At 71.3% G+C, this 25,897-nt stretch carries 23 protein-coding genes; 6 read left to right on the top strand and 17 right to left on the bottom strand.

Features of this window, described 5'->3' with window-relative positions:
- Positions 1-7: 7 nt before the first annotated feature.
- From AC4BEG_RS23270 to hrcA, 9 genes are all read right to left on the bottom strand, one after another.
- Positions 8-1,012: a PhoH family protein gene (locus AC4BEG_RS23270; protein ID WP_490701678.1), complete on the bottom strand. Its 1,005-nt coding sequence runs from the start codon at positions 1,010-1,012 to the stop codon at positions 8-10.
- A gap of 170 nt (positions 1,013-1,182) precedes the next feature.
- Positions 1,183-2,286 carry a PfkB family carbohydrate kinase gene (locus tag AC4BEG_RS23265; protein ID WP_490701677.1) on the bottom strand — a complete coding sequence of 368 codons (1,104 nt, stop codon included), beginning with the start codon at positions 2,284-2,286 and terminating at the stop codon, positions 1,183-1,185.
- 185 nt (positions 2,287-2,471) lie between these two features.
- A complete protein-coding gene (locus AC4BEG_RS23260) occupies positions 2,472-3,392 on the bottom strand; it encodes a ribonuclease Z (RefSeq protein WP_490701676.1) in 921 nt (306 codons plus the stop codon).
- Positions 3,393-3,396: 4 nt separating this feature from the next.
- Positions 3,397-3,756 (bottom strand): histidine triad nucleotide-binding protein, encoded by a 360-nt coding sequence (locus AC4BEG_RS23255; RefSeq protein ID WP_490701675.1) that lies wholly within the window; start codon positions 3,754-3,756, stop codon positions 3,397-3,399.
- Between the two features lie 87 nt (positions 3,757-3,843).
- Positions 3,844-4,446, bottom strand: a complete 603-nt coding sequence (locus AC4BEG_RS23250; RefSeq protein WP_490701674.1) for a hypothetical protein — start codon at positions 4,444-4,446, stop codon at positions 3,844-3,846.
- Between the two features lie 265 nt (positions 4,447-4,711).
- On the bottom strand, positions 4,712-5,452 hold the full coding sequence (locus AC4BEG_RS23245) for a 16S rRNA (uracil(1498)-N(3))-methyltransferase (protein WP_490701673.1): 741 nt from the start codon (positions 5,450-5,452) through the stop codon (positions 4,712-4,714).
- Complete coding sequence (locus AC4BEG_RS23240; RefSeq protein ID WP_490701672.1) at positions 5,449-6,555, bottom strand: nitronate monooxygenase; 1,107 nt, start codon at positions 6,553-6,555, stop codon at positions 5,449-5,451. Before AC4BEG_RS23240 ends, AC4BEG_RS23245 begins: the two co-directional genes overlap by 4 nt.
- 176 nt (positions 6,556-6,731) lie before the next feature.
- Positions 6,732-7,868: a molecular chaperone DnaJ gene (gene dnaJ / locus AC4BEG_RS23235; RefSeq protein ID WP_490701671.1), complete on the bottom strand. Its 1,137-nt coding sequence runs from the start codon at positions 7,866-7,868 to the stop codon at positions 6,732-6,734.
- On the bottom strand, positions 7,869-8,885 hold the full coding sequence (hrcA, locus tag AC4BEG_RS23230) for a heat-inducible transcriptional repressor HrcA (protein WP_490701670.1): 1,017 nt from the start codon (positions 8,883-8,885) through the stop codon (positions 7,869-7,871).
- Between the two features lie 176 nt (positions 8,886-9,061).
- Between hrcA and AC4BEG_RS23225 the strand changes: the two genes are divergently transcribed.
- Both AC4BEG_RS23225 and AC4BEG_RS23220 read left to right on the top strand, forming a co-directional pair.
- Positions 9,062-9,799: an MBL fold metallo-hydrolase gene (locus AC4BEG_RS23225; protein WP_490701669.1), complete on the top strand. Its 738-nt coding sequence runs from the start codon at positions 9,062-9,064 to the stop codon at positions 9,797-9,799.
- A gap of 173 nt (positions 9,800-9,972) precedes the next feature.
- Entirely contained in the window at positions 9,973-10,800 is an 828-nt protein-coding gene (locus AC4BEG_RS23220) for a DUF3097 domain-containing protein (protein WP_490701668.1), read from the top strand.
- Between the two features lie 48 nt (positions 10,801-10,848).
- Here AC4BEG_RS23220 and hemW read toward each other — a convergent pair whose 3' ends face one another.
- The 4 genes from hemW to lepA form a co-directional block, all read right to left on the bottom strand.
- Entirely contained in the window at positions 10,849-12,081 is a 1,233-nt protein-coding gene (gene hemW, locus AC4BEG_RS23215; protein ID WP_490701667.1) for a radical SAM family heme chaperone HemW, read from the bottom strand.
- 425 nt (positions 12,082-12,506) lie between these two features.
- The gene (locus AC4BEG_RS23210; protein WP_490701666.1) at positions 12,507-14,510 is read right to left on the bottom strand and encodes a SpoIIE family protein phosphatase; all 2,004 of its coding nucleotides are present in this window, start codon (positions 14,508-14,510) and stop codon (positions 12,507-12,509) included.
- Between the two features lie 210 nt (positions 14,511-14,720).
- Positions 14,721-16,610 carry an AMP-dependent synthetase/ligase gene (locus tag AC4BEG_RS23205; RefSeq protein WP_490701665.1) on the bottom strand — a complete coding sequence of 630 codons (1,890 nt, stop codon included), beginning with the start codon at positions 16,608-16,610 and terminating at the stop codon, positions 14,721-14,723.
- A 228-nt stretch (positions 16,611-16,838) separates the two neighbouring features.
- On the bottom strand, positions 16,839-18,719 hold the full coding sequence (gene lepA / locus AC4BEG_RS23200; RefSeq protein WP_490701664.1) for a translation elongation factor 4: 1,881 nt from the start codon (positions 18,717-18,719) through the stop codon (positions 16,839-16,841).
- 204 nt (positions 18,720-18,923) lie between these two features.
- Here lepA and rpsT point away from each other — a divergent pair, with 204 nt between their 5' ends.
- Positions 18,924-19,190, top strand: coding sequence for a 30S ribosomal protein S20 (gene rpsT / locus AC4BEG_RS23195; protein WP_490701663.1), 267 nt, complete (start codon positions 18,924-18,926; stop codon positions 19,188-19,190).
- Positions 19,191-19,441: 251 nt separating this feature from the next.
- A complete protein-coding gene (locus tag AC4BEG_RS23190; protein ID WP_490701662.1) occupies positions 19,442-20,332 on the top strand; it encodes a hypothetical protein in 891 nt (296 codons plus the stop codon).
- A 119-nt stretch (positions 20,333-20,451) separates the two neighbouring features.
- Here the strand turns inward: AC4BEG_RS23190 and holA are convergent, their stop codons facing one another.
- From holA to AC4BEG_RS23175, 3 genes are all read right to left on the bottom strand, one after another.
- Positions 20,452-21,441 carry a DNA polymerase III subunit delta gene (holA, locus tag AC4BEG_RS23185; RefSeq protein WP_490701661.1) on the bottom strand — a complete coding sequence of 330 codons (990 nt, stop codon included), beginning with the start codon at positions 21,439-21,441 and terminating at the stop codon, positions 20,452-20,454.
- An 84-nt stretch (positions 21,442-21,525) separates the two neighbouring features.
- Complete coding sequence (locus tag AC4BEG_RS23180) at positions 21,526-21,771, bottom strand: hypothetical protein (RefSeq protein ID WP_490707168.1); 246 nt, start codon at positions 21,769-21,771, stop codon at positions 21,526-21,528.
- An 89-nt stretch (positions 21,772-21,860) separates the two neighbouring features.
- Positions 21,861-22,529, bottom strand: coding sequence for an O-methyltransferase (locus tag AC4BEG_RS23175; protein ID WP_490701660.1), 669 nt, complete (start codon positions 22,527-22,529; stop codon positions 21,861-21,863).
- Positions 22,530-22,587: 58 nt separating this feature from the next.
- Between AC4BEG_RS23175 and AC4BEG_RS23170 the strand changes: the two genes are divergently transcribed.
- The gene (locus tag AC4BEG_RS23170) at positions 22,588-23,499 is read left to right on the top strand and encodes a winged helix-turn-helix transcriptional regulator (RefSeq protein ID WP_490701659.1); all 912 of its coding nucleotides are present in this window, start codon (positions 22,588-22,590) and stop codon (positions 23,497-23,499) included.
- Positions 23,500-23,508: 9 nt separating this feature from the next.
- On the opposite strand, the gene AC4BEG_RS23165 is transcribed toward AC4BEG_RS23170, so the two are convergent.
- Entirely contained in the window at positions 23,509-24,249 is a 741-nt protein-coding gene (locus tag AC4BEG_RS23165) for a TetR/AcrR family transcriptional regulator C-terminal domain-containing protein (RefSeq protein WP_490701658.1), read from the bottom strand.
- A gap of 134 nt (positions 24,250-24,383) precedes the next feature.
- Here AC4BEG_RS23165 and AC4BEG_RS23160 point away from each other — a divergent pair, with 134 nt between their 5' ends.
- Entirely contained in the window at positions 24,384-25,859 is a 1,476-nt protein-coding gene (locus AC4BEG_RS23160; protein WP_490701657.1) for an MFS transporter, read from the top strand.
- The last annotated feature ends 38 nt before the right edge of the window (positions 25,860-25,897 follow it).

Below are 25,897 nucleotides of genomic sequence, written 5' to 3'. Positions count from 1 at the left end.
TTCGCAGTTACTTTCCGTTGCGGCTGTCGTACTGGTCGTACGCGTCGACGATGCGGCCGACCAGCTTGTGCCGGACCACGTCGGTGCTGGTGAGCATGGAGAAGTGGACGTCGTCGACGCCCTCCAGGATCTCCCGGACCTGGCGCAGACCGCTCTTGGTCCCGCCGGGCAGGTCGATCTGGGTGATGTCACCCGTGATCACGACCTTGGAGTCGAAGCCGAGCCGGGTGAGGAACATCTTCATCTGCTCGGGGTTCGTGTTCTGCGCCTCGTCGAGGATGATGAACGCGTCGTTGAGCGTACGACCACGCATATACGCCAGCGGCGCGACCTCGATCGTGCCCGCGGCCATCAGACGCGGGATGGAGTCGGGGTCGAGCATGTCGTGCAGCGCGTCGTAGAGCGGCCGCAGATACGGATCGATCTTCTCGTAGAGCGTGCCGGGCAGGAAGCCGAGCCGCTCCCCCGCCTCGACCGCCGGACGCGTCAGGATGATCCGGTTGACCTGCTTGGACTGAAGCGCCTGGACCGCCTTGGCCATGGCCAGATAGGTCTTGCCGGTGCCGGCGGGGCCGATGCCGAAGACAACCGTGTGCTTGTCGATGGCATCGACATAGCGCTTCTGATTGAGCGTCTTGGGACGGATGGTGCGGCCGCGGTTGGAGAGGATGTTCTGCGTGAGCACCTCGGCGGGCGTCTCCTCCACCGCGCCCTCCCCGTTCTCCGCCGAGCGCAGCATGGAGATCGAGCGCTCCACCGCGTCCTCCGTCATCGGTTGACCGGTGCGGAGCACCAGCATCATCTCGTCGAACAGGCGCTGGATGAGGGCGACTTCCTTGGGATCCCCCGTGGCGCTGACTTCATTGCCCCGCACGTGGATATCGGTCGCCGGGAACGCATTCTCGATCACACGCAGCAACGAGTCCCCTGATCCCAGGACCATCACCATCGGATGCTTGGTCGGGACCGTGAACTGCGCATGCGCCTGCTGTGCTGTGGTTGGTTGCGTCATGGGCCGGCTCTCGGGCCTGCTCCTACCTCCTGTCAACGGTTCTCGCCGCTCGACAACCTTGGGTTACCAGGGTACGACGGAGCACCGACAAGACCCGAGCCCTTTTACTCCGTACCCGCTCATCACACCATTCCCGGAATCCGCGCCCGCGGCCGGGCCCCGGGGGGATGCTATGCCTGCCGGAAGCCGATGGTGGGGACGGCCCGGCGGAGCGGCCAGGGGCGGGCGGTGGCCGGAAGTATCCGGTCCAGGAAGGCGTAACGGCGCAGCGGCTGGTCGTCGTAAGCGCGGGCGTGCTGCCACCAGGCGGCGATCTCGACCCAGCCGGGCGCGGACAGCGAGCCGCCGAACTCCTGGACGGACAGCGCGGCGGTCAGCCCGGCGAAGGCGAGCCGGTCGGCCAGCGGCCAGTCGGCCAGGGTGCCGGTGACGAAACCCGCGACGAACACGTCCCCGGCGCCGGTCGGATCCAGCGCCTCCACGTTGATCGCGGGCACCTCGGCGGCCTCCCCGGTGCGGCCGTCGACCGCGTACGCCCCCTCGGCACCCAGGGTGACGACGGCGAGCGGTACGCGGTCGGCGAGCGCGCGGGCGGCGGCGCGCGGGCAGTCGGTGCGGGTGTAGCTCATCGCCTCGGCCGCGTTCGGCAGGAACGCCTCGCAGTGCTCCAGATCGGCGAGATCGGCCGGGTCCCAGCGGCCGGTGTCGTCCCAGCCGACGTCCGCGAACACCCGGCTGCCCTTGCGGGCGGCCTCCGCGACCCACTCCTCGCGGCGGCCGGGCACCAGCGAGGCGATGGCGGCGCGAGCCGGGGGCGGGCAGCTGGGGGCGGGCTCCTCCGGCGGCGGCGCCTCGTGGCCGTGGGAGACCATCGTCCGCTCACCCTCGTAGGCCATGGAGACCGTCACCGGGGAGTGCCAGCCCGGGATGGTCCGGGACAGCGACAGATCGATCCCCTCGCCGCGGTCGAGCGCGTCCCGGCAGTAGTCGCCGTAGTGGTCGTCGCCGAAGGCGGCGGCCAGGGAGGTGCGCAGCCCCAGCCGGGCCAGGGCGGTGGCCATATTGGCGACGCCACCGGGGCTGGAACCCATCCCGCGCGCCCAGGACTCGGTGCCGCGGATGGGGGCGGAGTCCAGGCCGGTGAAGATGATGTCGAGGAAGACGGTGCCGGTCAGATAGACATCGCAGTCCGGATCGCCGGGCCCGCGAACGGCCGCGAGCGGATCGAGCAGGGGGCGGCCCGCCGCATGCTCGTCGCCGTGATGTGTCGTCACCGTGTGCTCCCAGGTCGAACGGGTCGTGATCGGCGCCCCCGCCGCCCTGCCACCGCCGTGCCGTCGCCGTCGAAACGGCCGTCGAAAAGCAGGTGCCGCCAGTGTGCCCGATCCCACCGTCACCGGGCGGCGCGCTCCGGCGTCCGGCGTCCCGGGGGGCGTGGCACGGCCCCGGGACGCCGTCGTCAGCGGCGCTTGGGCACGGCCACGGTCATCAGGTCCTGGGCCACCGTGAGCTCGCCTTCGAAGCCCGCGGCACGGGCCTGGCGCTCGAAGTCGCAAGGGTCGCCGTAGCGCTGGGAGAAGTGGGTCAGAACGAGGTGGCGGACGCCCGCGTCGGTGGCGAGCCGGGCCGCCTGCCCAGCGGTGAGATGGCCGTACTCGACGGCCAGCGGCTCGTCCTCGTCCAGGAACGTCGACTCGATGACCAGCAGATCGCACCCCTGCGCCAGGGCGTACGCACCGTCGCACAGCCGTGTGTCCATGACGAACGCGAAGCGCTGGCCGGACCGGGCCTCGCTGACCTCCTCGAGTGCGATGGTGCGCCCGTCCCGCTCCAGCGTGCCGTCCCGCTGGAGGCGGCCGATGTCCGCCCCGCGGATGCCGAGCGCCGCCAGCCGTTCGGGCAGTATGCGGCGGCCATCGGGCTCGACCAGGCGGTAGCCGTAGGACTCGACGGGGTGCGAGAGCCGGGCGGTCTCCAGGGTGTACGCGGGCGTCCGGGCGATCACCCCGCCCTCGCCCTCGATCGGCAGCTCGGTCAGCGGCACCGTCTCGCGGTACGCGGTGGCGTACCGCAGCCGCTCGAAGAAGCGCTGTCCGCTCGCCGGGTAGTGCGCGGCCACCGGATGCGGCACCTTGTCCAGGTTGATCCGCTGGATCACCCCGGCCAGACCCAGCGAATGGTCGCCGTGGAAGTGCGTGACACAGATCCGGTCGATGTCGTGCGCGGCGACACCGGCCCGCAGCATCTGGCGCTGGGTGCCCTCACCGGGGTCGAAGAGCAGCCCGTCGCCGTCCCACCGCAGCAGATAGCCATTGTGGTTGCGATGGCGGGTGGGGACCTGGCTGGCGGTGCCGAGGACGACCAGTTCGCGTGCGGACACCGGACTATCCGGGGGGCCAGTTGAGGCCGCGGCCGCCCAGGACGTGGGCATGTGCGTGGAAGACGGTCTGCCCGGCGCCGGAGCCGGTGTTGAACACCACGCGGAAGCCCGTGCCGTCGATCTTCTCCTCGGCCGCGACCACGCCCGCCTCGCGCAGCACATCGGCGGTGATCTGCGGCTCGGCCGTGGCGAGGGAGGCCGCGTCCGGGTAGTGCACCTTGGGGATCACCAGAATATGGGTCGGCGCCTGGGGGTTGATGTCGCGGAAGGCGACCGTGGTGTCGGTCTCGCGGACGACGGTGGCCGGCACCTCCCCCGAGACAATCTTGCAGAACAGGCAGTCGGCCTGCGGTTCTCCCGCCACCGGTGGCTCCTCACGGATCGTCGGCCAGTACGGTCCGGATGGTACCGGGACGCTCCGCCGGCGGTCCCTGCCTGTCCCCGCTCGCCCCTACTTGCCCTGGGTGCTCTGTGTGGTTCGGTGGTCCAGGGGGTAGCTCTGGTGCGGCTCGGGGCGCCGACTGCCGTGGTCGTCGTTCCGGCCGTTGCCCCGGTCGTTGCCCCGGTCCTTGTCTCGCCCGGAGCCCCGGTTGTTGTCCCGGCCGCCGTCGCACTCCCCGATCACCCGCGCCTCGAACGCCCGGCGCCCGTCCACGGACGCCGTCAAGTGGCCCCGTACACAGTGGTTCTTCCGTACGAAGCTGACCTTGCCGGAGACCTTGATGTCCTTGTCGCTCTCGGTCTCGCCCCGGCAGTCGACCGACGCGTCGATCCCGATGCCCTCGTCCCGCTCGCGTTTGTGGTCACCCGAGGACGAAGCACCGGCCGTGCGGCCGCCCTTCAGATCCGCGTTGCAGGTCATCCAGCGGACGTCGACACCACCCTTCTCCAGGGCGCGGGAAGCGACCTTGTCGGTGGTGACCGCGACCACGATGGCGCTGACTCCGTTGTCCTTCCGGTCGCATCCGGTCACCGCGACGACGGCCGCGACCGATACCGCGACCGCCAGGAGCGACCGCCCGGACCGATGCCTTACATGGCTCAATGCCCCCATAGGGGACAGGTTCCCATTGCGCGCGACGAACCGGAAGACCGTCGTCGGCCACCTCATGGCTCCGCCTTTGGGCACCCCCAGCGCTCACCTCATGGCTCCGCCTTTGGGCACCCCCAGCACTCACCTCATGGCTCCGCCTTTGGGCACCCCCGGCGCTCGGGCAACCCCGTCCGACCGGCGAGAGAGCCGAAGGGACGCGCCGCTGTCGAAAGGGAGAGCGCGCGGAGGCCCTGAGGAACGAAGGGCCGAGCACGGTCGACCGTCGTCACCAGCGGCCGGTACGCCCCAGCAGCAGCGCGACCGCCGCCGTTCCAGCCGTCGAGGTGCGCAGCACGCTCGGGCCCAGCCGGTACGGTGCCGCGCCCGCCTCCTCGAAGGCCGTCAACTCCTCGGCGGAGACTCCCCCTTCGGGGCCCACGACGAGCACGATCTCACCGGCGGCGGGCAGTTGTGCCGTGGCCAGCGGGGTGCTGCCCTCCTCGTGCAGCACGGCCGCGAAATCCGCGTCGGCCAGAAGTCGAGCAACCTGCTTGGTCGTCATCGCGTCCGTGACCTCGGGGAAGGTCAGACGGCGGGACTGTTTGCCCGCCTCGCGAGCGGTCGCCCGCCACTTGCCGAGCGCCTTCAGCCCGCGCTCGCCCTTCCACTGGGTGATGCACCGGGCGGCGGTCCACGGCACGACGGCGTCCACACCGGTCTCGGTCATGGTCTCCACGGCCAACTCGCCGCGGTCGCCCTTGGGAAGCGCCTGCACCACGGTGATCCGCGGGCTCGGCGGCTCCTCGTGGTGTACCCCGGCCACTTCCACCAGCAGCCGGTCCTTGCCCTCGACGGCCGCCACGGTGCCGGAGACACCCGTGCCGTGGCCGTCGGTGAGCACCACGGGTTCGCCGACGCGCAGCCGCCGTACGGAGACGGCATGCCGCCCCTCGGGCCCGTCCAGCGCGATCCGGGTCCCCGCGGCCGCTCCCTGAAGGGAGTCGGCCACGAACACCGGGGCGGTCACCGGGCCTCGCCGCCGAACGCCTCGCCGCCGAATGCCCCGGCGTACAACGCCGCCCGCGCCGCGTCCAGTTCGGCCACCAGCGTCTCCACCAGCTGCCCGGCGGGCAGCTCACGGGCCAGCCGGTGGCCCTGTCCGGCCCACAGCGCCATGCCCTGCGGATCACCCTGCTGGGCCGCGGCCTTGCGCAGCCCGGAGGTGAAGTGGTGCAGCTGGGGGTAGGCGGCCGGGGCGTACGGGCCGTGCTCCCGGATGAAACGGTTGACCAGACCCCGGGCGGGGCGCCCGGAGAAGGCACGGGTCAGCTCGGTCCGGCCGAAGATCGGGTCCGTCATGGCGCCCTTGTGCAGGGCGTTGGCCCCGGACTCGGGGGTGACCAGGAACGCGGTGCCCAGCTGGGCCGCGCTCGCGCCCGCGGCCAGCGCCGCCGCGATCTGCGCACCGCGCATCAGCCCGCCCGCGGCGATCACCGGGATCCGCACGGTCTCGCGGACCAGCGCGATCAGCGACAGCAGCCCGAGACCGGCGCCCATGCCGTCCTCGGCCGGGTCATTGCTGAAGCCGCCCTGGTGGCCGCCCGCCTCCACGCCCTGCACACAGAGCGCGTCGGCGCCCGCCCACTCGGCGGTCTGCGCCTCGACCGGCGAGGTCACCGTGACGACGGTGCGCGTACCGGCCCTGGCCAGGGCGTCCAGGACCTCACGGGTGGGGCAGCCAAAGGTGAACGAGACCACCGGCACGGGGTCGCCGAGCAGGATCGCCAGCTTCGCCTGATACGCGTCGTCGACGCTTGCGTCGGGGTCGCCGAGCGAGGTCCCGTACCGGATCACCTCGCCCGCGAGGCGCTCGCCGTAGACCTCGACGGCGACCGGGTCGGGGGTGGGCGGCTGCGGCATGAACAGATTGACACCGAAGGGCCGGTCGGTCAGTCCCCGCAGCTGTCTGATCTCTTCGTACATCGCCTCCGGGGTCTTGTACCCGGCGGCGAGCGAACCGAGGCCGCCGGCCTCGGAGACGGCGGCGGCGAGCCGGGGGCAGGAAGCTCCGCCCGCCATCGGCGCCTGCACGATCGGAAACCGGAAGAGACCGGTCAGTGCGGAGGGCATGACCACATCGTGTCATGCGCTCCGCACCGGCCGACAACCGGACCACCGGCGTTGCGGGGGTCCGGGCCGAACGCCTACCGCCCGTTGAACGCATCCTTCAACCGCGAGAACAGCCCCTGCTGCCCCGGCTTGGCCACGTCCCCCGGGGGACACCCCCCGGACCCCCGGCCGAACGCCTACCGCCCGTTGAACGCATCCTTCAGACGCGAGAACAGCCCCTGCTGCCCCGGCTTGAACTCGCCGGTCGGCCGCTCCTCGCCACGCAGCTTGGACAGGCGCCGCAGCAGCTCTTCCTGCTCCGCGTCCAGCTTGGTCGGGGTGGTCACCTCGACATGGACGATCAGATCGCCCCGGCCACCGCCCCGCAGGTGGGTGATACCGCGCTGGTGCAGCGGGATCGACTGGCCGGACTGGGTGCCGGGCCGGATGTCGACCTCCTCCAGGCCGTCCAGCGTCTCCAGCGGCACCTTGGTGCCGAGCGCCGCCGCCGTCATGGGGATGGTCACCGTGCAGTGCAGATCGTCGCCGCGGCGCTGGAAGACCGGGTGCGGGACCTCATGGATCTCCACATACAGATCGCCCGCCGGGCCGCCGCCCGGACCGACCTCGCCCTCGCCCGCCAGCTGGATCCGGGTGCCGTTGTCCACACCGGCCGGGATCTTCACGGTCAGGGTGCGCCGCGAGCGGATCCGCCCGTCACCGGCGCACTCCGGGCACGGGGTCGGCACCACGGTGCCGAAGCCCTGGCACTGCGGACACGGCCGCGAGGTCATGACCTGACCCAGGAAGGAGCGGGTGACCTGCGAGACCTCACCGCGGCCGCGGCACATGTCACAGGTCTGCGCCGAGGTGCCCGGCGCCGCGCCCTCACCACTGCACGTGGTGCACACCACCGCGGTGTCGACCTGGATGTCCTTGGTGGTCCCGAACGCGGCCTCGCTGAGCTCCACATCGAGACGGATCATGGCGTCCTGGCCGCGCCGGGTGCGGGACCGGGGGCCGCGCTGCGAGGCGGTGCCGAAGAAGGCGTCCATGATGTCGGAGAAGTTGCCGAAGCCCGCGCCGAAGCCTCCGGCGCCACCGCCTCCGGCCGCGCCGGACATCGGGTCCCCGCCGAGGTCGTAGACCTGCTTCTTCTGCGGGTCCGACAGCACCTCGTAGGCGGCGTTGATCTCCTTGAACCGCTCTTGGGTCTTCGGATCCGGATTCACATCCGGATGCAGCTCACGCGCGAGCCGACGGAATGCCTTCTTGATCTCGTCCTGCGAGGCATCACGCCGCACGCCCAGGACTGCGTAGTAGTCCGTCGCCACTTACGACTCCGCCAGGATCTGTCCGACGTAACGTGCCACTGCGCGTACCGCTCCCATCGTTCCGGGGTAGTCCATGCGGGTCGGTCCGACCACGCCGAGTTTGGCGACGGCCTCGTCGCCCGAACCGTAGCCGACCGCGACCACCGAGGTGGAATTCAGTCCCTCGTGAGCATTCTCATGCCCGATGCGCACGGTCATACCCGAGTCTTTGGCCTCGCCGAGCAGCTTGAGGAGGACGACCTGCTCCTCAAGTGCCTCCAGAACGGGCCGGATCGTCAGGGGAAAATCATGCCCGAAACGTGTGAGGTTCGCGGTGCCGCCGATCATCAGCCGCTCCTCGGTCTCCTCCACCAGCGTCTCGAGCAAGGTCGCCAGCACGGTCGAGACCGTTCCCCGGTCCTCCTGCTCGAAGGACTCCGGAAGATCCTGCACCAACGGCGGCACATCCGCGAACCGCCGCCCCACGACACGGCTGTTGAGCCGGGCCCGCAGATCCGCGAGCGACTCCTCACTCACCGGGGACGGGCAGTCCACCATGCGCTGCTCGACCCGGCCGGTGTCCGTGATCAGCACCAGCATCACCCGGGCCGCGGCCAGCGGCAGCAGCTCCACATGGCGCACCGTGGAACGGGTCAGCGACGGATACTGCACCACCGCGACCTGCCGGGTCAGCTGCGCCAGCAGCCGGACGGTGCGGCCCACCACGTCATCCAGGTCCACCGCGCCGTCCAGGAAGTTCTGGATGGCCCGGCGCTCCGGCGTGGACAGCGGCTTCACTCCGGCCAGCTTGTCAACGAAGAGGCGGTAGCCCTTGTCGGTGGGGATACGCCCGGCGCTGGTGTGCGGCTGCGCGATGAAGCCCTCGTCCTCCAGCGCGGCCATGTCATTGCGCACCGTGGCCGGGGAGACCCCCAGCCGGTGGCGCTCGGTGAGCGCCTTGGAGCCGACCGGCTCCTCGGTCCCCACATAGTCCTGGACAATGGCACGCAGCACTTCGAGTCTGCGTTCGCTGAGCACCCCGCGCACCTCCAGTCCAGCGGTCTCTTCGGGTCGTCCCCCTGGCACTCAACGGTCACGAGTGCCAGAACCCCTCCGCCAGTGTACGGCGGGGTGCGGTGGACAGGGCAAGAGCCGCCGTGTGGCGGAGCCCGCACGACCCGCCACGCTATCGCTCGGAGAGCTAGCGTCTCGGTATGGAGACGTGTTGGGAAGAGCCGCGATGGCACGAGGCGGGCTGGGAGACCATCGCCCCCGCGGTGGCCAGGCTGCGGATGCCGGGCTGGGACGAGACCATCGGCGTGGTCGTCGGGCGCACGGACGTACTCGTCGTGGACACCGGGGCCACGCTGCGTGACGGCGCCGCGCTGCGCACCCAGATCACCCGGCTCGCCGGGCGCCGCCCCACCCGGATCGCGCTCACCCATCCGCACTTCGACCATGTCCTGGGCACGGCCGCCTTCTCGGGCTGCGAGGTGTACGGCGCCGCGGGCCTGGACGAACTGCTGCGCGCGGAGCGGGAGGCGCTGCGCGAGTCGGCCATCCGGCACGGTGTGGACCGGGGCGCCGCCACCGAGGCCGCCGACCATCTGGTCCTCCCCCACCACCTGGTCTCCGGGGAGCTCACCCTCGACCTGGGCGACCGGCCGGTGCTGCTCGCGAACGTGGGCCCCGGGCACACCGCCCACGACCTGGCGGTACTGGTCCCCGGGCAGCCCGAGGTGGTCTTCTGCGGCGATCTGGTCGAGGAGTCCGGCCCGCCGCAGGCGGGGCCCGACGCGATCCCCGCGCGGTGGCCGGCCGCCCTGGACCGGCTGCTGGAGCTCGGCGGCGAGGAGGCGCGGTACGTTCCGGGCCACGGGTCCGTGGTGGACGCGGAGTTCGTCCGCATCCAGCGCGATGAACTGGCCGAGCGCTTCGGTGTGTCCCGCTGAGCGGCCTCGCTGAAGTCCGGTGCGGTTCGGTTGCGCCCCGAAGGGGCGCGGGGCTGTGTCGATGTGCGGCTCCGCCGCGTGGGCGCGACCAGCCACGACGCAGCCGCGGACAAACGACCCCACCTCGCGGCACTTCCCGCGGAGCGCTTAGCTCCGCGGCTATCGTCGGGCGGGTGCGCAGCCGATACGACAAGCCGGACCTGACCCCGCCCTGGAAGCGGCAGCAGCCCGCCCCGGAGGTCCCCGCCGAACCGGACCTCGTCGTGGAGGAGGTCACCACCGGGTTCTGCGGGGCGGTTGTCCGCTGCGAGAAGACCGCGCAGGGGCCGACGGTCACTCTGGAGGACCGCTTCGGCAAACATCGCGTCTTCCCAATGGAGCCGCGCGGCTTTCTGCTCGAGGGCCGCGTTGTCACGCTGGTGCGCCCGCGCGCAGTGGCCCCCACCACGCCCCGGCTCACGGCCTCCGGCTCCCTCGCCGTACCGGGCGCGCGGGCGAGGGTGGCCCGCGCGGGGCGCATCTATGTCGAGGGGCGCCATGACGCGGAGCTGGTCGAGCGGATCTGGGGCGACGATCTGCGCATCGAGGGTGTGGTCGTCGAATACCTGGAGGGCGTCGACGATCTCCCCGCCATCGTCCAGGAGTTCGCGCCCGGCCCGGACGCCCGGCTCGGTGTCCTGGTCGACCATCTGGTGCCCGGCTCGAAGGAGTCCCGGATCGCCGCCGAGGTCACCGGTGACCATGTGCTGGTCGTCGGCCACCCCTACATCGACATCTGGGAGGCTGTGAAGCCGACCTCGCTGGGCATCTCCGCCTGGCCGGAGGTACCGCGCGGCCAGGACTGGAAAACGGGCGTCTGCCGGGCCCTCGGCTGGCCGGAGAACACCGGCGCCGCCTGGCAAGCGATCCTCTCCTCGGTCCGCTCCTACAAGGACCTGCGGCCCGAACTCCTGGGCCGGGTGGAGGAGCTGATCGATTTCGTGACGGTGGGGGTCAGCTGAGTGTCCGGAAGTCGCTGGTTTCCAGTGTGATGTCCAGTGGTCAGTGCCTCAGTCCACCAGATCCCGCACCACAGCGTCCGCCAGCAGCCGCCCGCGCAGCGTGAGCACGGCCCGCCCCTGCCGGTACGGCTCCGGGGCCAGCAGGCCGTCCTCCAGGGCTCGGGCTGCGGCCGACGCGCCCGCCGGGCGGAGCAGGTCCAGGGGGCAGCCTTCGGAGAGCCGCAGCTCCAGCAGGATGCGCTCGACGCGGCGCTCCTCGTCGGCCAGCACCTCGCGGCCCGCGCCGGGCGACCGGCCCTCGCCGAGGGCCTGGGCGTACGCGCCGGGGTGCTTCACGTTCCACCAGCGGACCCCACCCACATGGCTGTGGGCGCCGGGGCCCGCGCCCCACCAGTCGGCGCCGCGCCAGTACAGCTCGTTGTGGCGGCAGCGGCCCTCGGGCGAGGTGGCCCAGTTCGAGACCTCGTACCAGTGGAATCCAGCGGCCGAGAGCATCTCCTCGGCGATGAGGTAGCGGTCGGCGTGGACGTCGTCGTCGGTCATCGGCACCTCGCCGCGGCGGATCCGGCGCGCCAGCTGGGTGCCCTCCTCGACGATCAGCGCATAGGCCGAGACATGGTCCGGTCCGGCGCCGAGGGCGGCCTCCAGGGTGGCCCGCCAGTCGTCGTCGCTCTCGCCCGGGGTGCCGTAGATCAGGTCGAGGTTCACATGGCCGAAGCCCGCCGCCCGCGCTTCGGCGACACAAGCCTCGGGGCGGCCGGGGGTGTGGGTGCGGTCCAGCACCTTCAGCACATGCTGCCGGGCGCTCTGCATCCCGAACGAGATCCGGTTGAAACCGGCCTCGCGCAGCTCCGCCAGATAGCGCGGATCCACCGACTCCGGATTGGCCTCGGTGGTGATCTCGGCGCCCTCCGCCAGTCCGAATTCCTCGCGGATCGCCGCGAGCATCCGGCCCAGGTCGGCCGCGGCGAGCAGGGTCGGCGTACCGCCGCCCACGAACACGGTCTCGACCGGCCGCGGGTCGTCGCCCAGCACCTTCCGCGCCAGCCGCACCTCCTCGGTGACCTGCTCTGCGTAGTTGTCCCGCGAGGCCAGCACCCCGCCGGAGCCGCGCAGTTCGCTCGCGGTGTAGGTGTTGAAGTCGCAGTACCCGCAGCGCGTGGCGCAGTAGGGCACATGCAGATAGAAGCCCAGCGGCCGCCGCCCGGCCCCGGTAAGCGCGCCGGGGGGCAGCGCACCGTCCTCGGGCATGGGCTCACCATCGGGCAGTACGGAAGGCATGAGACCCATTGTCCGACATCCCCGCGGGTCCGGGACCCGCGCCGGTTCCGCCCACGAGGGGGGCGGCTCCGGGCCCCCACCCCGGAGCCCTGAGCCGACAGTGGCACGGCACCCCAGTACCAGGACCGAAGACGGCGGGCCAATCGGCCCGAGTGGGCTCCGACGGCTCCACGGCGCAGAGCCACCGCCCCCGGGCGGGACCCACCCCCCGGGCGCTCGGGGCCCACCACTCCGAAGGCTGGTCCCCAGGGCCGGGCCCCAGGATGCGGGGCCAACTCCAACGCGCGGGCCACCGCCCCAGGAGCGAGGCCCACCGCCCCCAGGGCCGGGGCACCCCGCCAAGAGCGGCGCCGACCGGCCCCGTCCCCGGGCGACCGCCCGCCGCCGGGGTCCGGCGCCGCCCGGGGGGGCCAGGCCCCCGGGCCCTAGCGTGCCGTCAGCACCAGCATCGCCAGATCGTCGTCCGGCGGCTCCGTCGCGAACGCGTGGACCGCCTCCCGCACCCGCTCCGCGACCTCGCGCGCGCTCATCCCCGCGCAGGACGCGAGGACCGCCGCGAGTCCCTCCTCGTCGTCGAACTGGCGGCTGCCCGAGCGGTGCTCGGTCACCCCGTCCGTCACGCACAGGAGCGTTTCGCCGGGCGCCAGATCAAACGTTTCGCTCTCGTACGCGACATCGTCCACCACCCCGAGCAGTATCTGCGGGGCGGCGACGGTGCGCACCGAGCCGTCGGGGCGGAGCACCAGGGGCAGCGGATGGCCCGCGCTGGCGAGGGTGCAGCGCACCCCGCCCCCGGCGCCGTCGCCCAGCGGCTCCAGCTCCCCGTACAGCAGGGACAGGAAGCGGGCCGTCCCGCCGCCCGGCGGCAGTCCCGCGCCGACGAGTCCGGCATCGACCAGCTCCGCGACGCCGACCCCGACCCCGGCCGCCTCCACGCCCGCCACGACGGCCTCGGCGGCCCCCTCGACCGCCGCTTCGACCGCCTCCTCGCCGAGCAGCTGGTTGAGCCGGTCGAGGACCTCCCCGACGCCGTAGCCCTCGCGGGCCAGCAGCCGCAGCCAGGGGCGCACCAGGCCGGTCACCACGGCCGCCTCCGGGCCGTTGCCGCAAACGTCGCCCAGGACGAAGCCCCAGCGGCCGTCACGGGCCGGGAAGACGTCGTAGAAGTCGCCCCCGGCGGAGATCTCGCCGGTGGGCTCGTAGACGACCGCCGACTCCAGCCCGGGGATGCGCGGGATACCGGACGGCAGCAGTCCGCGCTGGAGCACCCGGCTGATGTCCGCCTGCCGGGTGTAGCGGCGGGCGGAGGCCAGCGCCAGGGCGACCCGGCGGGCGAAGTCCTCGATCAGGCCGACGACCTCACCGGGCATCCGTACCAGCCCGGCCCGCCCCAGCAGCAGGGTGCCCACGGCCCGTCCGCCCGCGATCAGGCGGCAGGCCAGGGCGGCGCCGCCGGGTCCGTACGCGGCGGGGTCGGCGGGCCACGGCCAGTCCACGGCGCCGCCGCGCGCGGCGGCGGGCAGATGGGGCGGCTCCTTCTCCAGAACCCGCCGCAGCTCCTCGAGGCGGCTCTCGCTGGCGTGCCAGACCCGCACCAGCCGCGGCGGGCCGCCGGCGGCGTCGAGCCACACCGCGCACCAGTCGGCCAGCCGCGGCACCAGCAGCTGGACGGCGAGTGAGGTCACCAGGTCCTCGTCGAACTGCCCGGCGAGCATGTCGGACGCCTCGGCGAGGAAGGACAGCGCGCCGTGCCGGGCCCACTCGGGGTCATGGCGGCGGGCGGGCGCCCGTCGGGGCGCGGGCGCGACCAGCTCGACGGCGTGTGCCTCGCGGTGTGCCTCGCGCGGCAGCACCCGCTCGGCGAGCCGGGTGCCGTCCCGGCCGAGCCCGTCGAACCCCACGGCCGCCGGGCCGTCGTCCGCGTCCGCGGCGACGGCCAGCTGGAACCACACGGTCTTGCTGGTCCGCCGGTAGGTGGTGCCCCAGGACTCGGCGATCCCGGCCACCAGCCGCAGCCCGTGGCCCCCGGCGTACTCCGGCTCCTCCCCGTCCGGGGGTTCGCCGCGCAGCACCCGGGTGGGGTGGTGGTCGGTCACCTCGACGACCAGCGAGGGCGGTTCGCCCTCATGGCCGGGGACGTCCAGCGCACAGCTGAGCTCGACGGCGGTACCGGCGTGCACCACCGCGTTGGTGACCAGCTCGCTCACCAGCAGGACGGCCTCGTACCCGACCCGTTCGGTGATCCGGTCGGCGGCGGGGACGTCCAGGGCGGCCCAGTCGGAGAGGGCGGCCCGGACGAAGCGCCGCGCGGCGGAGGCCGCGAGCGGTGTGCCGGGCAGGCTGGCGCGGGCCGACGCGCTGGTCCGGACGGGGCCCACGCCCCCGACCGGTACAGTCACCCCGCCGACCTCGGCCGACCCGCCAGACATGGCAGAAGATGACGTCCCCACTGTGCGGCTCCTGAGAAGCTCCGTCATAGTGCCGTATCCGCATCCGCGTCCGGCGCGGACAGCACCGGCAGGGACAGCGTGACAGACGGACCGACCTCATATGCGCCGAGTTGCGCAAGTGAGCCGCGATGAGCGGAAAATTCCTGTGCCGATTGCCCCGGGCACAGTTCGACACAGTTCGACTCCCCGTCAGGCCTCCCGGGTTCCCGCGTACATGTCGTCGATCAGGTCCTTGTACTCGCGCTCGACCACGGGTCGCTTGAGCTTGAGGCTGGGCGTCAACTCACCGTGCTCCACGTCCAGATCGCGCGGCAGCAGCCGGAACTTCTTGATGGTCTGCCAGCGCTGCAACCCCTCGTTGAGCCGCTGCACATAGCCGTCGATCAACTGCCGCACCTCGTCGGTGGCGACGACCTCGGCGTAGGACTTCCCGTCCATGCCGTGCTCCTTGGCCCAGCCCATGATGGTCGGCTCGTCGAGGGCGATGAGGGCGGTGCAGTAGTTGCGGTCGGAGCCGTGCACCAGGATGTTGGAGACGAACGGGCAGACGCCCTTGAACTGGCCCTCGACCTCCGCCGGAGCCACGTACTTGCCGCCCGAGGTCTTGATCAGGTCCTTCTTGCGGTCGGTGATCCGCAGATAGCCGTCGGGCGACAGCTCCCCGATGTCACCGGTGTGGAACCAGCCGTCGGACTCCAGCACCTGCGCGGTCAGCTCCGGCAGCCCGTGGTAGCCCTGCATGACGCCGGGGCCGCGCAGCAGGATCTCGCCGTCCTCGCCGAAGCGCACCTCGGTACCGGGGAACGCCTTGCCGACGGTGCCGGTGCGGTAGTCCACCGGGTTGAGGAAGCTGGCGGCGCTGGACTCGGTGAGGCCGTAGCCCTCCAGGATGTTGATCCCGGCACCGGCGAAGAAGTAGCCGATCTCGGGCGCGAGCGCGGCCGAGCCGGACACCGCGGCGCGCAGCTGTCCGCCGAACGCCTCGCGCAGCTTGGCGTAGACGAGCTTGTCGGCGATGGCGTGCTGGGCCTTCAGGCCGAACGGGACCGAAGGGGTGCCGGTGTGGCGGAAGTTGTCCTGGTAGGTCTTGGCGTACTCACGGGCCACCCCGGCCGCCCACTGGAAGATCTTGTACTTGGCCGCGCCGCCCTCGCGCGCCTTGCGGGCCGCTCCGTTGTAGACCTTCTCGAAGATCCGCGGTACGGCGCACATATAGGTCGGGCGGACCACCGGGAGATTTTCGACGATCTTGTCGACACGGCCGTCCACGGCGGTGGTGTGCCCGACGTAGATCTGCCCGGCGGTCAGCACCTTGCCGAAGACATGCGCCAGCGGTAGCCACAGGTACTGCACATCGTCGGGGTAGAGCAGTCCGTCGAGACTGCCGATCGCGATGGCCATGTACGACCAGGAGTCATGCGCCAGCCGTACGCCCTTGGGGCGGCCGGTGGTGCCGGAGGTGTAGATGAGCGTGGCCAGCTGGTCGGCGCGCAGCGCGGAGATCCGCTCCCGTACGGCCCGGGGGTGCTGCTCCAGATAGGCCGTACCGCGCTTCTCCAGCTCGGTGAGGGAGAGCACCCAGCCCTCCGGGTCGCCCGCGGCCGGGACCGCGTCATCGGCGTTGATCACCACCACATGGGCCAGCTCGGGCAGTTCCTCGCGCTTCTCGCGCACCTTGGCGAGCTGGGCGCCGTCCTCGGCGATCAGCACTCGGCTGCCGGAGTCGGACAGGATGAACGCGGTCTCCTCGGCGTTGGTGCTCGGGTAGACCGTGGTGGTCGCGGCGCCCGCGCAGAGCACCCCGAGATCGCCGAGGATCCACTCGACCCGGGTGGCGGAGGCGAGGGCGACCCGCTCCTCGGGCCGGATGCCCAGACCCATCAGACCGGCGGCGATGGCGAAGACCCGGTCCGCGCTTTCGCGCCAGGTCAGGGGGCGCCATTCGTCGGGGCCCGAACCCGAGGCGGCGGGTACCGGATAGCGATACGCCTCCTTGTCAGGCGTCGCCTCGACGCGCTGGAGGAAGTGCGTCGCCAGGGACGGCGGCCGGTTCTCGAGCAAAGTCTGTGTGTCGGTCACGGCATCCTCCGGGGCCAGCCTCATTACTTAGTGACTCGCGAGTAACCTTCGAGCAGTGATCAGCGTAAGGGCCGAATCCTTACCGCGTAAGGGGTTACGGGTCACGTTGTTCAAACGACGACGGACGGTGTGCCGCATCCCTCACACCCTGACGGGCCGCACCTCCGCCACCACGGCAACGGGCCCGGCGCATCCTTCGCACCAGGCCCGTTGATCACTCGTTTCGCGTCACTTCTTGCTCTTGCCGTCCCCGCCCTCGGAGTCGGAGGACAGCACCGCGATGAACGCCTCCTGGGGGACCTCCACGCTGCCGACCATCTTCATCCGCTTCTTGCCTTCCTTCTGCTTCTCCAGCAGCTTCCGCTTACGCGAGATGTCACCGCCGTAGCACTTGGCGAGAACGTCCTTGCGGATGGCGCGGACCGTCTCACGGGCGATGACCCGGGAGCCGATGGCGGCCTGGATGGGCACCTCGAAGTTCTGCCGCGGGATGAGCTCGCGCAGCTTGGCGACCAGCCGGACACCGTAGGCGTACGCCTTGTCCTTGTGGGTGATCGCGGAGAAGGCGTCGACCTTGTCGCCGTGCAGCAGGATGTCGACCTTGACCAGGTCGGAGGTCTGCTCACCAGTGGGCTCGTAGTCCAGCGAGGCATAGCCGCGGGTCTTGGACTTCAGCTGGTCGAAGAAGTCGAAGACGACCTCGGCGAGGGGCAGGGTGTAGCGGATCTCGACCCGCTCCTCGGAGAGGTAGTCCATCCCGAGCAGCACACCGCGGCGGTTCTGGCACAGCTCCATGATCGCGCCGATGAACTCGCTCGGGGCGAGGATGGTGCCCCGGACCACCGGCTCGTGCACCGTGGCGATCTTGCCCACCGGGAACTCGCTGGGGTTGGTCACCGTGTGCTCGGAACCGTCCTCCATGTCCACGCGGTAGACCACATTGGGCGCGGTGGCGATCAGGTCGAGACCGAATTCGCGCTCCAGGCGCTCACGGATGACCTCCAGGTGCAGCAGCCCCAGGAAGCCGACGCGGAAGCCGAAGCCGAGCGCGGCCGAGGTCTCCGGTTCGTAGACCAGCGCGGCGTCGTTCAGCTGGAGCTTGTCCAGGGCCTCGCGCAGCTCCGGGTAGTCCGAGCCGTCCAGCGGGTACAGCCCGGAGAACACCATCGGCTTGGGGTCCTTGTAGCCGCCCAACGGCTGCTCGGCGCCCTTGGTGAACTGGGTGATCGTATCGCCGACCTTGGACTGGCGGACGTCCTTCACACCCGTGATCAGATAGCCCACCTCGCCGACGGACAGCCCGTCGGAGGGGGTCATCTCGGGTGAGTTGGTGCCGATCTCCAGCAGCTCGTGGGCGGCGCCGGTGGACATCATCTTGATCCGCTCACGCTTGTTGAGCGTGCCGTCCACGACCTTCACATACGTCACGACGCCCCGGTACGGGTCATAGACCGAGTCGAAGATCATCGCGCGGGCGGGGGCGTCCTTGACGCCGACCGGGGCCGGGACCAGGTCCACGACCCGGTCCAGCAGCTCCGCGACGCCCTCACCGGTCTTGGCGGAGACCTTGAGCACATCGGAGGGGTCGCAGCCGATGAGGTGGGCCAGCTCGGCGGCGAACTTCTCGGGCTGGGCGGCCGGGAGGTCGATCTTGTTGAGGACCGGGATGATCGTGAGGTCGTGCTCCATCGCCAGATAGAGGTTGGCGAGGGTCTGGGCCTCGATCCCCTGCGCCGCGTCGACCAGCAGGATGCAGCCCTCACAGGCCGCGAGCGAGCGCGAGACCTCATAGGTGAAGTCCACGTGGCCGGGGGTGTCGATCATGTTCAGGATGTGGGTGGCCGACGCGGGCTCGCCCTCATCCGTCGTGGGCGCCCAGGGCAGCCGGACCGCCTGGGACTTGATCGTGATGCCGCGCTCGCGCTCGATGTCCATACGGTCGAGGTACTGCGCGCGCATCTGCCGCTGGTCGACCACACCGGTCAGCTGGAGCATACGGTCGGCGAGCGTCGACTTGCCGTGGTCGATGTGCGCGATGATGCAGAAGTTACGGATGAGAGCCGGCTCGGTACGGCTCGGCTCCGGCACATTGGTAGGGGTCGCGGGCACGCAGGGTCCTGTGTCTAGGCGGGACTCGGTGTAATCGGGGGTGTCTCGGTCCGTCCATGGTCCCATGACTGGCGACCGCTTCCGGGTTTGGGACGCCACAGACCCTGCTGGTAACCTGGCCGACTGTGTCTCGTGCCGCTTCCGCGCGGTCGCGGGCACACCACACCATCAGCGAAAACCAACGAACCTGCGAAGGCTCTTTACGTGGCGAACATCAAGTCCCAGATCAAGCGCAACAAGACGAACGAGAAGGCCCGTCAGCGCAACAAGGCCGTCAAGTCCGAGCTGAAGACCGCCATCCGCCGCACCCGTGAGGCCGTGGCCGCCGGTGACGCCGAGAAGGCCACCGCCGCCGCCCGCACCGCCGCGCGCAAGCTGGACAAGGCCGTCAGCAAGGGCGTGCTCCACAAGAACAACGCCGCCAACAAGAAGTCGGCGCTCGCGCAGCAGGTCGCCACCCTCAAGGGCTGACGTCCGGGCTGATGCCTTCGGGGCGTACACGCCCCCTCCGGGGCGTACACCGTCCCCCTCCGCCGGTCCGGGCCAAGCGGTCCCTCTCACCCGCTCCGACCGGCAGCCGACAGCTTGACTGCGGCATCGCGCCGCACGCGGCCTGCGTTCGCCACGCGGGTGCGGCGCACAGCAATCCACGGGAAGCCCCCCGCCGTCCTTTCCCCAGGACGGCGAGGGGCTTTCTCGGTTCTCTCGGGTATGTTCACGTCATGTCGATACCGGGGGAGACACCCAATCCTTACGGGCAGCCTCAGCCGCCCCAGCAGCCCCAGCACGGCGCCTACGGCGTACCGCAGCAGCCCCAGCCACAGGCCGCCAACCCCTACGCCCAGCCCACGATGCCCGCCATGCCCATGGCCGGATACGGACAGCCGGGAGCGCCCACGGGCACACCGCCCGCGATGCCTCCGAAGGGCTCGGGGGGCGGCCCCGCGGGCGGCAAGGTCTGGCTGTGGGGGCTCGGCGGGGCCCTCGTCGCCTCGGCGGTCTGGGCCGGTGCCCTGATGGCCACCGGAGGGTTCGGCGGCGGCGACGAGGCGAAGGCCGATCTCGCCGGGTACACGTACACGGACGACCTGTGCGACCAGACCGACACCAAGACCTTCGAGGACGAGGGCTACGAGCTGGACGGCAAGGAAAGCCGCTCGAGCTCCAACCCGGAGCACAGCAGCTCTCAGGACCCGGCGCTGGACTCGATGGACTGCAACATCAACTTCAAGCCCGACGGCACGTCCAGCACCGAATACTCCACGCTGCGGGTCTACACCACGGCGTTGCTGCACAAGAAGACCGACCCGGAGCCCGAGTTCGAGGCCAGCTACCGGGCCTACGAGAACCGGAAGTCCTCCAGCTACGGCTATGACGTCAAGACGGTCGGCGGCCTCGGCGACGAGGCGTACGTGGTGACGCAGACCAACGAATCCAGCTCCAGCGGCGGGACGTATGTGATCCTCGGGGTCCGCGACGGCTGGATGACGTACCAGTCGACGTGGTCGGAGTATGTGTCCAGCTCGTCCGATGCCAAGGGCAAGACGAACGCCGAGGCCGTCGACCTGCTGAAGAAGAGCGCCAAGGCGACGCTCGAGAAGATGAAGGGGTAGGCGGGCCCGCCGCACAGGGGCGCTCGCCTCGCGGAGGCGTTCCCGCTCGCGGGAGCGTTCCCCTCGTGGGTGCGTTCCCGCTCGCGGGAGCCGTTCCCCTTGTGGGGCGCTCGCCTTCGTCAGGCGCGGCCTGAGCGGGCGGCGCGGGCGATGGTCACGACGGCCTTCTCAAGGGCGTACTCCGGATCGTCCCCGCCGCCCTTGACCCCCGCGTCCGCCTCGGCGACCGCGCGCAGCGCGACCGCCACACCCTCCGCCGACCAGCCGCGCATCTGCTGCCGGACCCGGTCGATCTTCCAGGGGGGCATCCCGAGCTCCCGGGCCAGATCGCCGGGGCGGGCCCCGCGCGGGGCCGAGGCCAGCTTGCCGATGGCGCGTACGCCCTGGGCCAGGGCGCTGGTGATCAGCACCGGCGCCACTCCGGTGGCCATGGCCCAGCGCAGCGCCTCCAGCGCCTCGGCCGCCCGCCCTTCCACGGCCCGGTCGGCGACGGTGAAGCTGGACGCCTCGGCGCGGCCCGTGTAGTAGCGGGCGACGACGGCCTCGTCGATGGTGCCCTCGACATCGGCGGCGAGCTGCGACACCGCGCTGGCCAGCTCGCGCAGATCACTGCCGATGGCGTCGACCAGCGCCTGGCATGCCTCCGGGGTGGCCGACCGCCCCGTACCGCGGAACTCCGACCGGACGAACGCCAGCCGGTCGGCGGGCTTGGTCATCTTGGGGCACGCGACCTCGCGCGCCCCGGTCTTACGGGCGGCGTCGAGCAGCCCCTTGCCCTTGGCTCCGCCCGCGTGCAGCAGCACGAGGGTGATCTCCTCGGCGGGGGCGCCGAGATAGCCCTTCACGTCCTTGATGGTGTCGGCCGAGAGATCCTGTGCGTTCCGCACCACGACCACCTTGCGCTCGGCGAAGAGCGAGGGGCTGGTGAGCTCGGCGAGGGTGCCGGGCTGGAGCGCGTCGGGGGTGAGGTCGCGTACGTCGGTGTCGGCGTCGGCCGCGCGGGCGGCCGCCACGACCTGCTGCACGGCGCGGTCGAGCAGCAGCTCCTCCTGCCCCACGGCGAGGGTCACGGGGGCGAGCGGATCGTCGGTCGTCGTCTTCCTGGCCATCGCGGTCCAGCATCCCACGGACCACCGACATCGCCCGCCGGGTGTCCGGGCGCCGGACGGCGCGGGCTTCGCGGGCCCGGGGCGTTACTCGGCCTCGAGCCAGCCCTCGTACTCCTCCGCGAACGCGTCCAGCGCCGCCGGGTCCAGCTCCCCGGCCGGGTCCTCGACCACGACCAGCCACTGGGCGTCCTCGGCGTCGTCCTCACCCGCCAGCGCGTCCCGGACCAACTGGGGTGCGTGGGCGGCGCGGAACCGCTCGGGCAGCGCCTCGGCGACCTCCTCCGCCGCGTCGCGGTCGGGCAGCACCAGGATGTGCCGTACGCCGTTCAGTCCTTCATCGATCACCGGGCCATTGTCCGGCATCATGCGTCCCGCGCAGGCGCCGGGCCGGGCCCCGGCCGGTGACCGGACCCGCCCGGTCAGCCGGTGACCAGGGCCAGCGCGAAACCGTCGTAGCCCTTCTCGCCGACCGTCTGCACCGCGGTGGCCGTCAGTCGCGGCTCCCGGGCCATCAGCTCGGTGAAACGCCGTATGCCCTGGACGTTCGGATCGGTGCTGGAGGGGTCGGCCACCGCTCCGTCCCGCACCACGTTGTCGCCGATGATCAGGCTGCCGGGACGGGTCAGCCGGAGCGCCCAGTCGAGATAGCCGGGGTTGTTCGGCTTGTCGGCGTCGATGAACACCACGTCGAAGGGGCCCTCGCCCTCCTCGGCCAGCCGGGGAAGGGAATCCAGCGCCGGTCCGGTGCGGATGTCGACCACCCCGGCCAGCCCCGCCCGTGCCACATTGGCGCGGGCCACCTCGGCGCACCCCGGATCGGCCTCCAGGGAGATCAGCCGTCCGTCCGCGGGCAGGGCCGTGGCCAGCCAGATGGTGCTGTAGCCGCCGAGGGTGCCGATCTCCAGCACCCTGCGCGCGCCCCGGATCCTCGTCAGCAGATGCAGCAGCTTGCCCTGGTTGGGCGCCACCTGGTGCGGCGGCAGACCGGCCGCCGCACTGAGGTCCAGCGCCGCGTCCAGAGCCGGGTCGGAGGGGGTGAGCAGGGCGTTGAAGTAGGCGTCGACCTCGGTCCATCGGGCCAGCGACATCAGTGAGTTTCCTTTCGGAACGTACAGGGTTTCGAAGGGGAACTTACTATGGATGACCATGACAAGGAAGCGAGACTTCGACGACGTCTGCGGCATCGCCCAGGCCGCGGCCGCGCTCGGCGACTGGTGGAGCCTGCTGGTCCTGCGCGAGGTCGCGCGTGGGCATACCCGCTTCGACGAGCTGACCCGGGAACTGTCCATCTCCCGCAAAGTGCTGGCCGAGCGCCTGAAGGAGCTGGTCGACCACGCGGTACTGGAGCGACGCCCCTATCAGGACCGGCCGGTCCGGTACACCTACGAACTGACCGAGCGCGGCCGGGCGTTCCTGCCCGTGCTGATCGGCATGCAGGACTGGGCCGACCGCTGGCTGCTCGGCGACGGCGCCCTGACCGCGACCGCCGAGGACAGCAGCGCGGAAACGGCCCGGGTCCGGGAGCTGGTGGGCACCGCCGTACCGCCCGGTCTCGCGCTCACCGGCACCGACGGCACCCACGGCCCTGACGGCTCCGTGCATGATGTGGTCGCGGAACACAGCGCCGTCACGGTGCTGTTCACCTATCCGGCGACCGGGGCTCCCTCTCCCCTCCCGGACAACTGGGCGGACATTCCCGGCGCGGTGGGCTGCACTCTGGAGAACCGGCTGTTCCGCGACGCCTGGGAGTCCTTCCGCGCGGTGGGCGCGGCGGTGCGCGGTGTGAGCACCCAACGCACCGATGAGCAGGCCGCCTTCGCCGCCGCCGAGAAGGTGCTCTTCCCCCTGCTGTCCGACAGTGAGCTGCGGTTTGCCGCCGCACTGCGGCTGCCCGCCTTCCGCGCGGCGCAGCAACTCCGCCTCAAGCGGCTGATCCTGGTGATCTCGGGCGCGGACCGCGTCATCCGGCACACCCTCTTTCCGGTGACCGACATCCCGGCAGCCGTGGACGAGGCCCTCGCCCTGGCCCGGGAGGTGGCCGGCGCCGCCACGGCGTGAGGTGGCCGCCTAGCGGTCCAGCTGGGCGCGGTCCAGCTGGGCGCGGTCCAGCTGGGCCTGGAGGCCGTCGAGGAGATAGCGCAGACCGGTGGTGAAGCTGCCGTCCCAGTCGTCGTCGTAGAGATAGCCGTTGGCGGCCAGGGACGGGTACCGGTCGCTGTTCAGCCGCAGTTGTTCCTGGCCGACGCGGCGTTCCTCATCGGTGATATGCAGGGCGATTTCGGTCGAGGCCGACCCCATGACGTGGTTGTAGAGCGCCCAGGTGGCCGCGGAGAGGCTCTTTCCGGTGAACCCGGCGCGAATGAGGGTCGCCTGGAGGAGTTCCATCCAGGCCAGGAAGTTGGGGCCGATGGTCGGGCGCCGCCGCGCGGGAACGGCGGCCGCCCAGGGATGACGCAGCAGCGCGCTACGCCAGGTGGTGAGCACGGTGGTGATGTCGTCACACCACTCGGCCGTCTGTCCGGCCGGGGGCGGGACCTCGCTGAAGACGGCGTCGACGGCGAGGTCGATCACATCGTCCTTGGTCTCGACATGCCAGTACAGCGAGGGGGCCACCACACCGAGCCGGTCGGCCAGCCGGCGCATGGTCAGCCGGTCGATCCCCTCCTCGTCGAGGAGGGCGACGGCCTCCTCGACGATGCGCGGGAGCGTGAGCGGCGGCTCCCCGCGCGTGGCACGCCGGGATCGCAGCCAGATGCTCCGCACACCGTCGTCCTGCCGCTGACCGCGCTTGCCACCCGCCGCAACCACCGTGCCTCACCCGTCACTTGATGTCGTCTCTGTCGTCCGACCGCTCGGGCCAGTGTAGTACGTTGTTCGCCGCCCCTAACAACGTTAGGGACTCCCATACGTTGATAGACGCACGGTGGTGAACGATGAGGGAGATGAGGGACAACATGGCGGATTCCGCTCCTGATCGACGGCGATGGTGGGCTCTGCTGGTGGTCAGCGCGGCGCAGCTACTGGTGGTCCTGGACGGGACGATCGTGAACATCGCGCTGCCGTCCGCGCAGAGAGCTCTGGGGATGTCCGACGCGAGCCGGCAATGGGCCATCACCGCCTATGCGCTGGCCTTCGGCGGACTGCTGCTGATCGGCGGCAGGGTGAGTGGTGCGGTCGGCCACCGGCGCACCTTCACGGCCGGGCTGATCGGTTTCTCGGCCGCGTCCGCATTGGGCGGGGCGGCGGTCAACCCCGAGATGCTCTTCGGGGCGCGGGCGTTGCAGGGAGTGTTCGCCGCGGGGCTGGCGCCCGCCGGGATGTCCCTGCTGGCCACGACCTTCACCGAACCACGCGAACGCGGCCGGGCCTTCGGGGTCTTCGCCGCGGTCGGCGCGGCCGGATCCGCCGTCGGTCTGATCGCGGGCGGACTGCTGACCGAGTACACCAGCTGGCGCTGGTGTCTCTACATCAACGTCCCCATCGGCCTGCTCGCCGTACTCGGCGCCACGCTGGTGCCCGCGGACCGGCCGATCCGGGACGGCGGTCGGCTGGACATCCCCGGTGCCCTGCTCGGCACCGGCGGTCTGGCAGCGGTGGTGTACGCGTTCAACCAGGCCGAACCGCACGGGTGGGGCTCGATCCAGGTGCTCGGGCTGCTGGCCGCCGGTCTGCTGCTCCTGGTCCTCTTCACGGCCGTCGAGCGCCGCGCCGCTGATCCCCTGCTGCCGATGCGGGTACTGCTGCACCGCGCCCGCGCGGGCGCGTTCCTGGCCATCACGCTGATGTTCATCGCGATGTTCGGCTTCTACCTGTTCATGAGCTACTACACGCAGACGGTTCTGGGCTATTCACCGGTCCAGGCGGGCTGGACGCTGATCATCAACGCCGCGGCCGCCCTGGTGGGTTCGACCGTCGTCGCCGGACGCCTCCATGGGCGGGTCGGGCCCGTGGCGGTCATCGTGCCGGGCCTGCTCGCCGCGGCGGCAGGCATGCTCGTCCTGACCCGGCTGACCGCGGACAGCGCACATGTCCTCCCGCTGTATCTGGTCCCGGCGCTCGTCCTCACCGGGGTCGGCCTGGGCTGCGTCATCGCCTCGACCGCGAGCCTGGCCATCGCCGGACTGCGCCACCATGACATCGGCGCCGGCTCGGCGGCCTACAACGCCGCACAGCAACTGGGCGCGGCCCTGGGCACGGCACTGCTCAACACCCTCGCCGCGAGCGCCGCCACGTCCTACCTGGCGGACCACACCGAGGCCACCCGGGCGGCGGCCTCGGTACACGGCTACACCACAGCGCTCACCGTGGCCTTCGCCATCCTGCTCGCCGCGGCCTGTCTCACCGCGCCCCTGCTGACCCGCCGCCGCACGGCGGAGGCGTCCCCCGTACGGGAGGAGGAGAACACCCCGGTCCCCTGATGGCCCGGGTCCGTCCGGGGCGTACGGCCGCGGTCCGT

This window comes from Streptomyces sp. JLBJ103 (assembly GCF_058215575.1).
This window is presented reverse-complemented; position numbering and strand designations above follow the sequence as displayed.

Coding starts and splice junctions, on each gene's coding strand:
- AC4BEG_RS23270 (WP_490701678.1), bottom strand. CDS start 1,012: ATGACGCAACCAACCACAGCACAGCAGGCGCATGCGCAGTTCACGGTC.
- AC4BEG_RS23250 (WP_490701674.1), bottom strand. CDS start 4,446: ATGGGGGCATTGAGCCATGTAAGGCATCGGTCCGGGCGGTCGCTCCTG.
- AC4BEG_RS23240 (WP_490701672.1), bottom strand. CDS start 6,555: ATGCCCTCCGCACTGACCGGTCTCTTCCGGTTTCCGATCGTGCAGGCG.
- AC4BEG_RS23225 (WP_490701669.1), top strand. CDS start 9,062: ATGGAGACGTGTTGGGAAGAGCCGCGATGGCACGAGGCGGGCTGGGAG.
- hemW (WP_490701667.1), bottom strand. CDS start 12,081: ATGCCTTCCGTACTGCCCGATGGTGAGCCCATGCCCGAGGACGGTGCG.
- AC4BEG_RS23210 (WP_490701666.1), bottom strand. CDS start 14,510: ATGTCTGGCGGGTCGGCCGAGGTCGGCGGGGTGACTGTACCGGTCGGG.
- AC4BEG_RS23190 (WP_490701662.1), top strand. CDS start 19,442: ATGTCGATACCGGGGGAGACACCCAATCCTTACGGGCAGCCTCAGCCG.
- holA (WP_490701661.1), bottom strand. CDS start 21,441: ATGGCCAGGAAGACGACGACCGACGATCCGCTCGCCCCCGTGACCCTC.
- AC4BEG_RS23175 (WP_490701660.1), bottom strand. CDS start 22,529: ATGTCGCTGGCCCGATGGACCGAGGTCGACGCCTACTTCAACGCCCTG.
- AC4BEG_RS23170 (WP_490701659.1), top strand. CDS start 22,588: ATGACAAGGAAGCGAGACTTCGACGACGTCTGCGGCATCGCCCAGGCC.
- AC4BEG_RS23160 (WP_490701657.1), top strand. CDS start 24,384: ATGAGGGACAACATGGCGGATTCCGCTCCTGATCGACGGCGATGGTGG.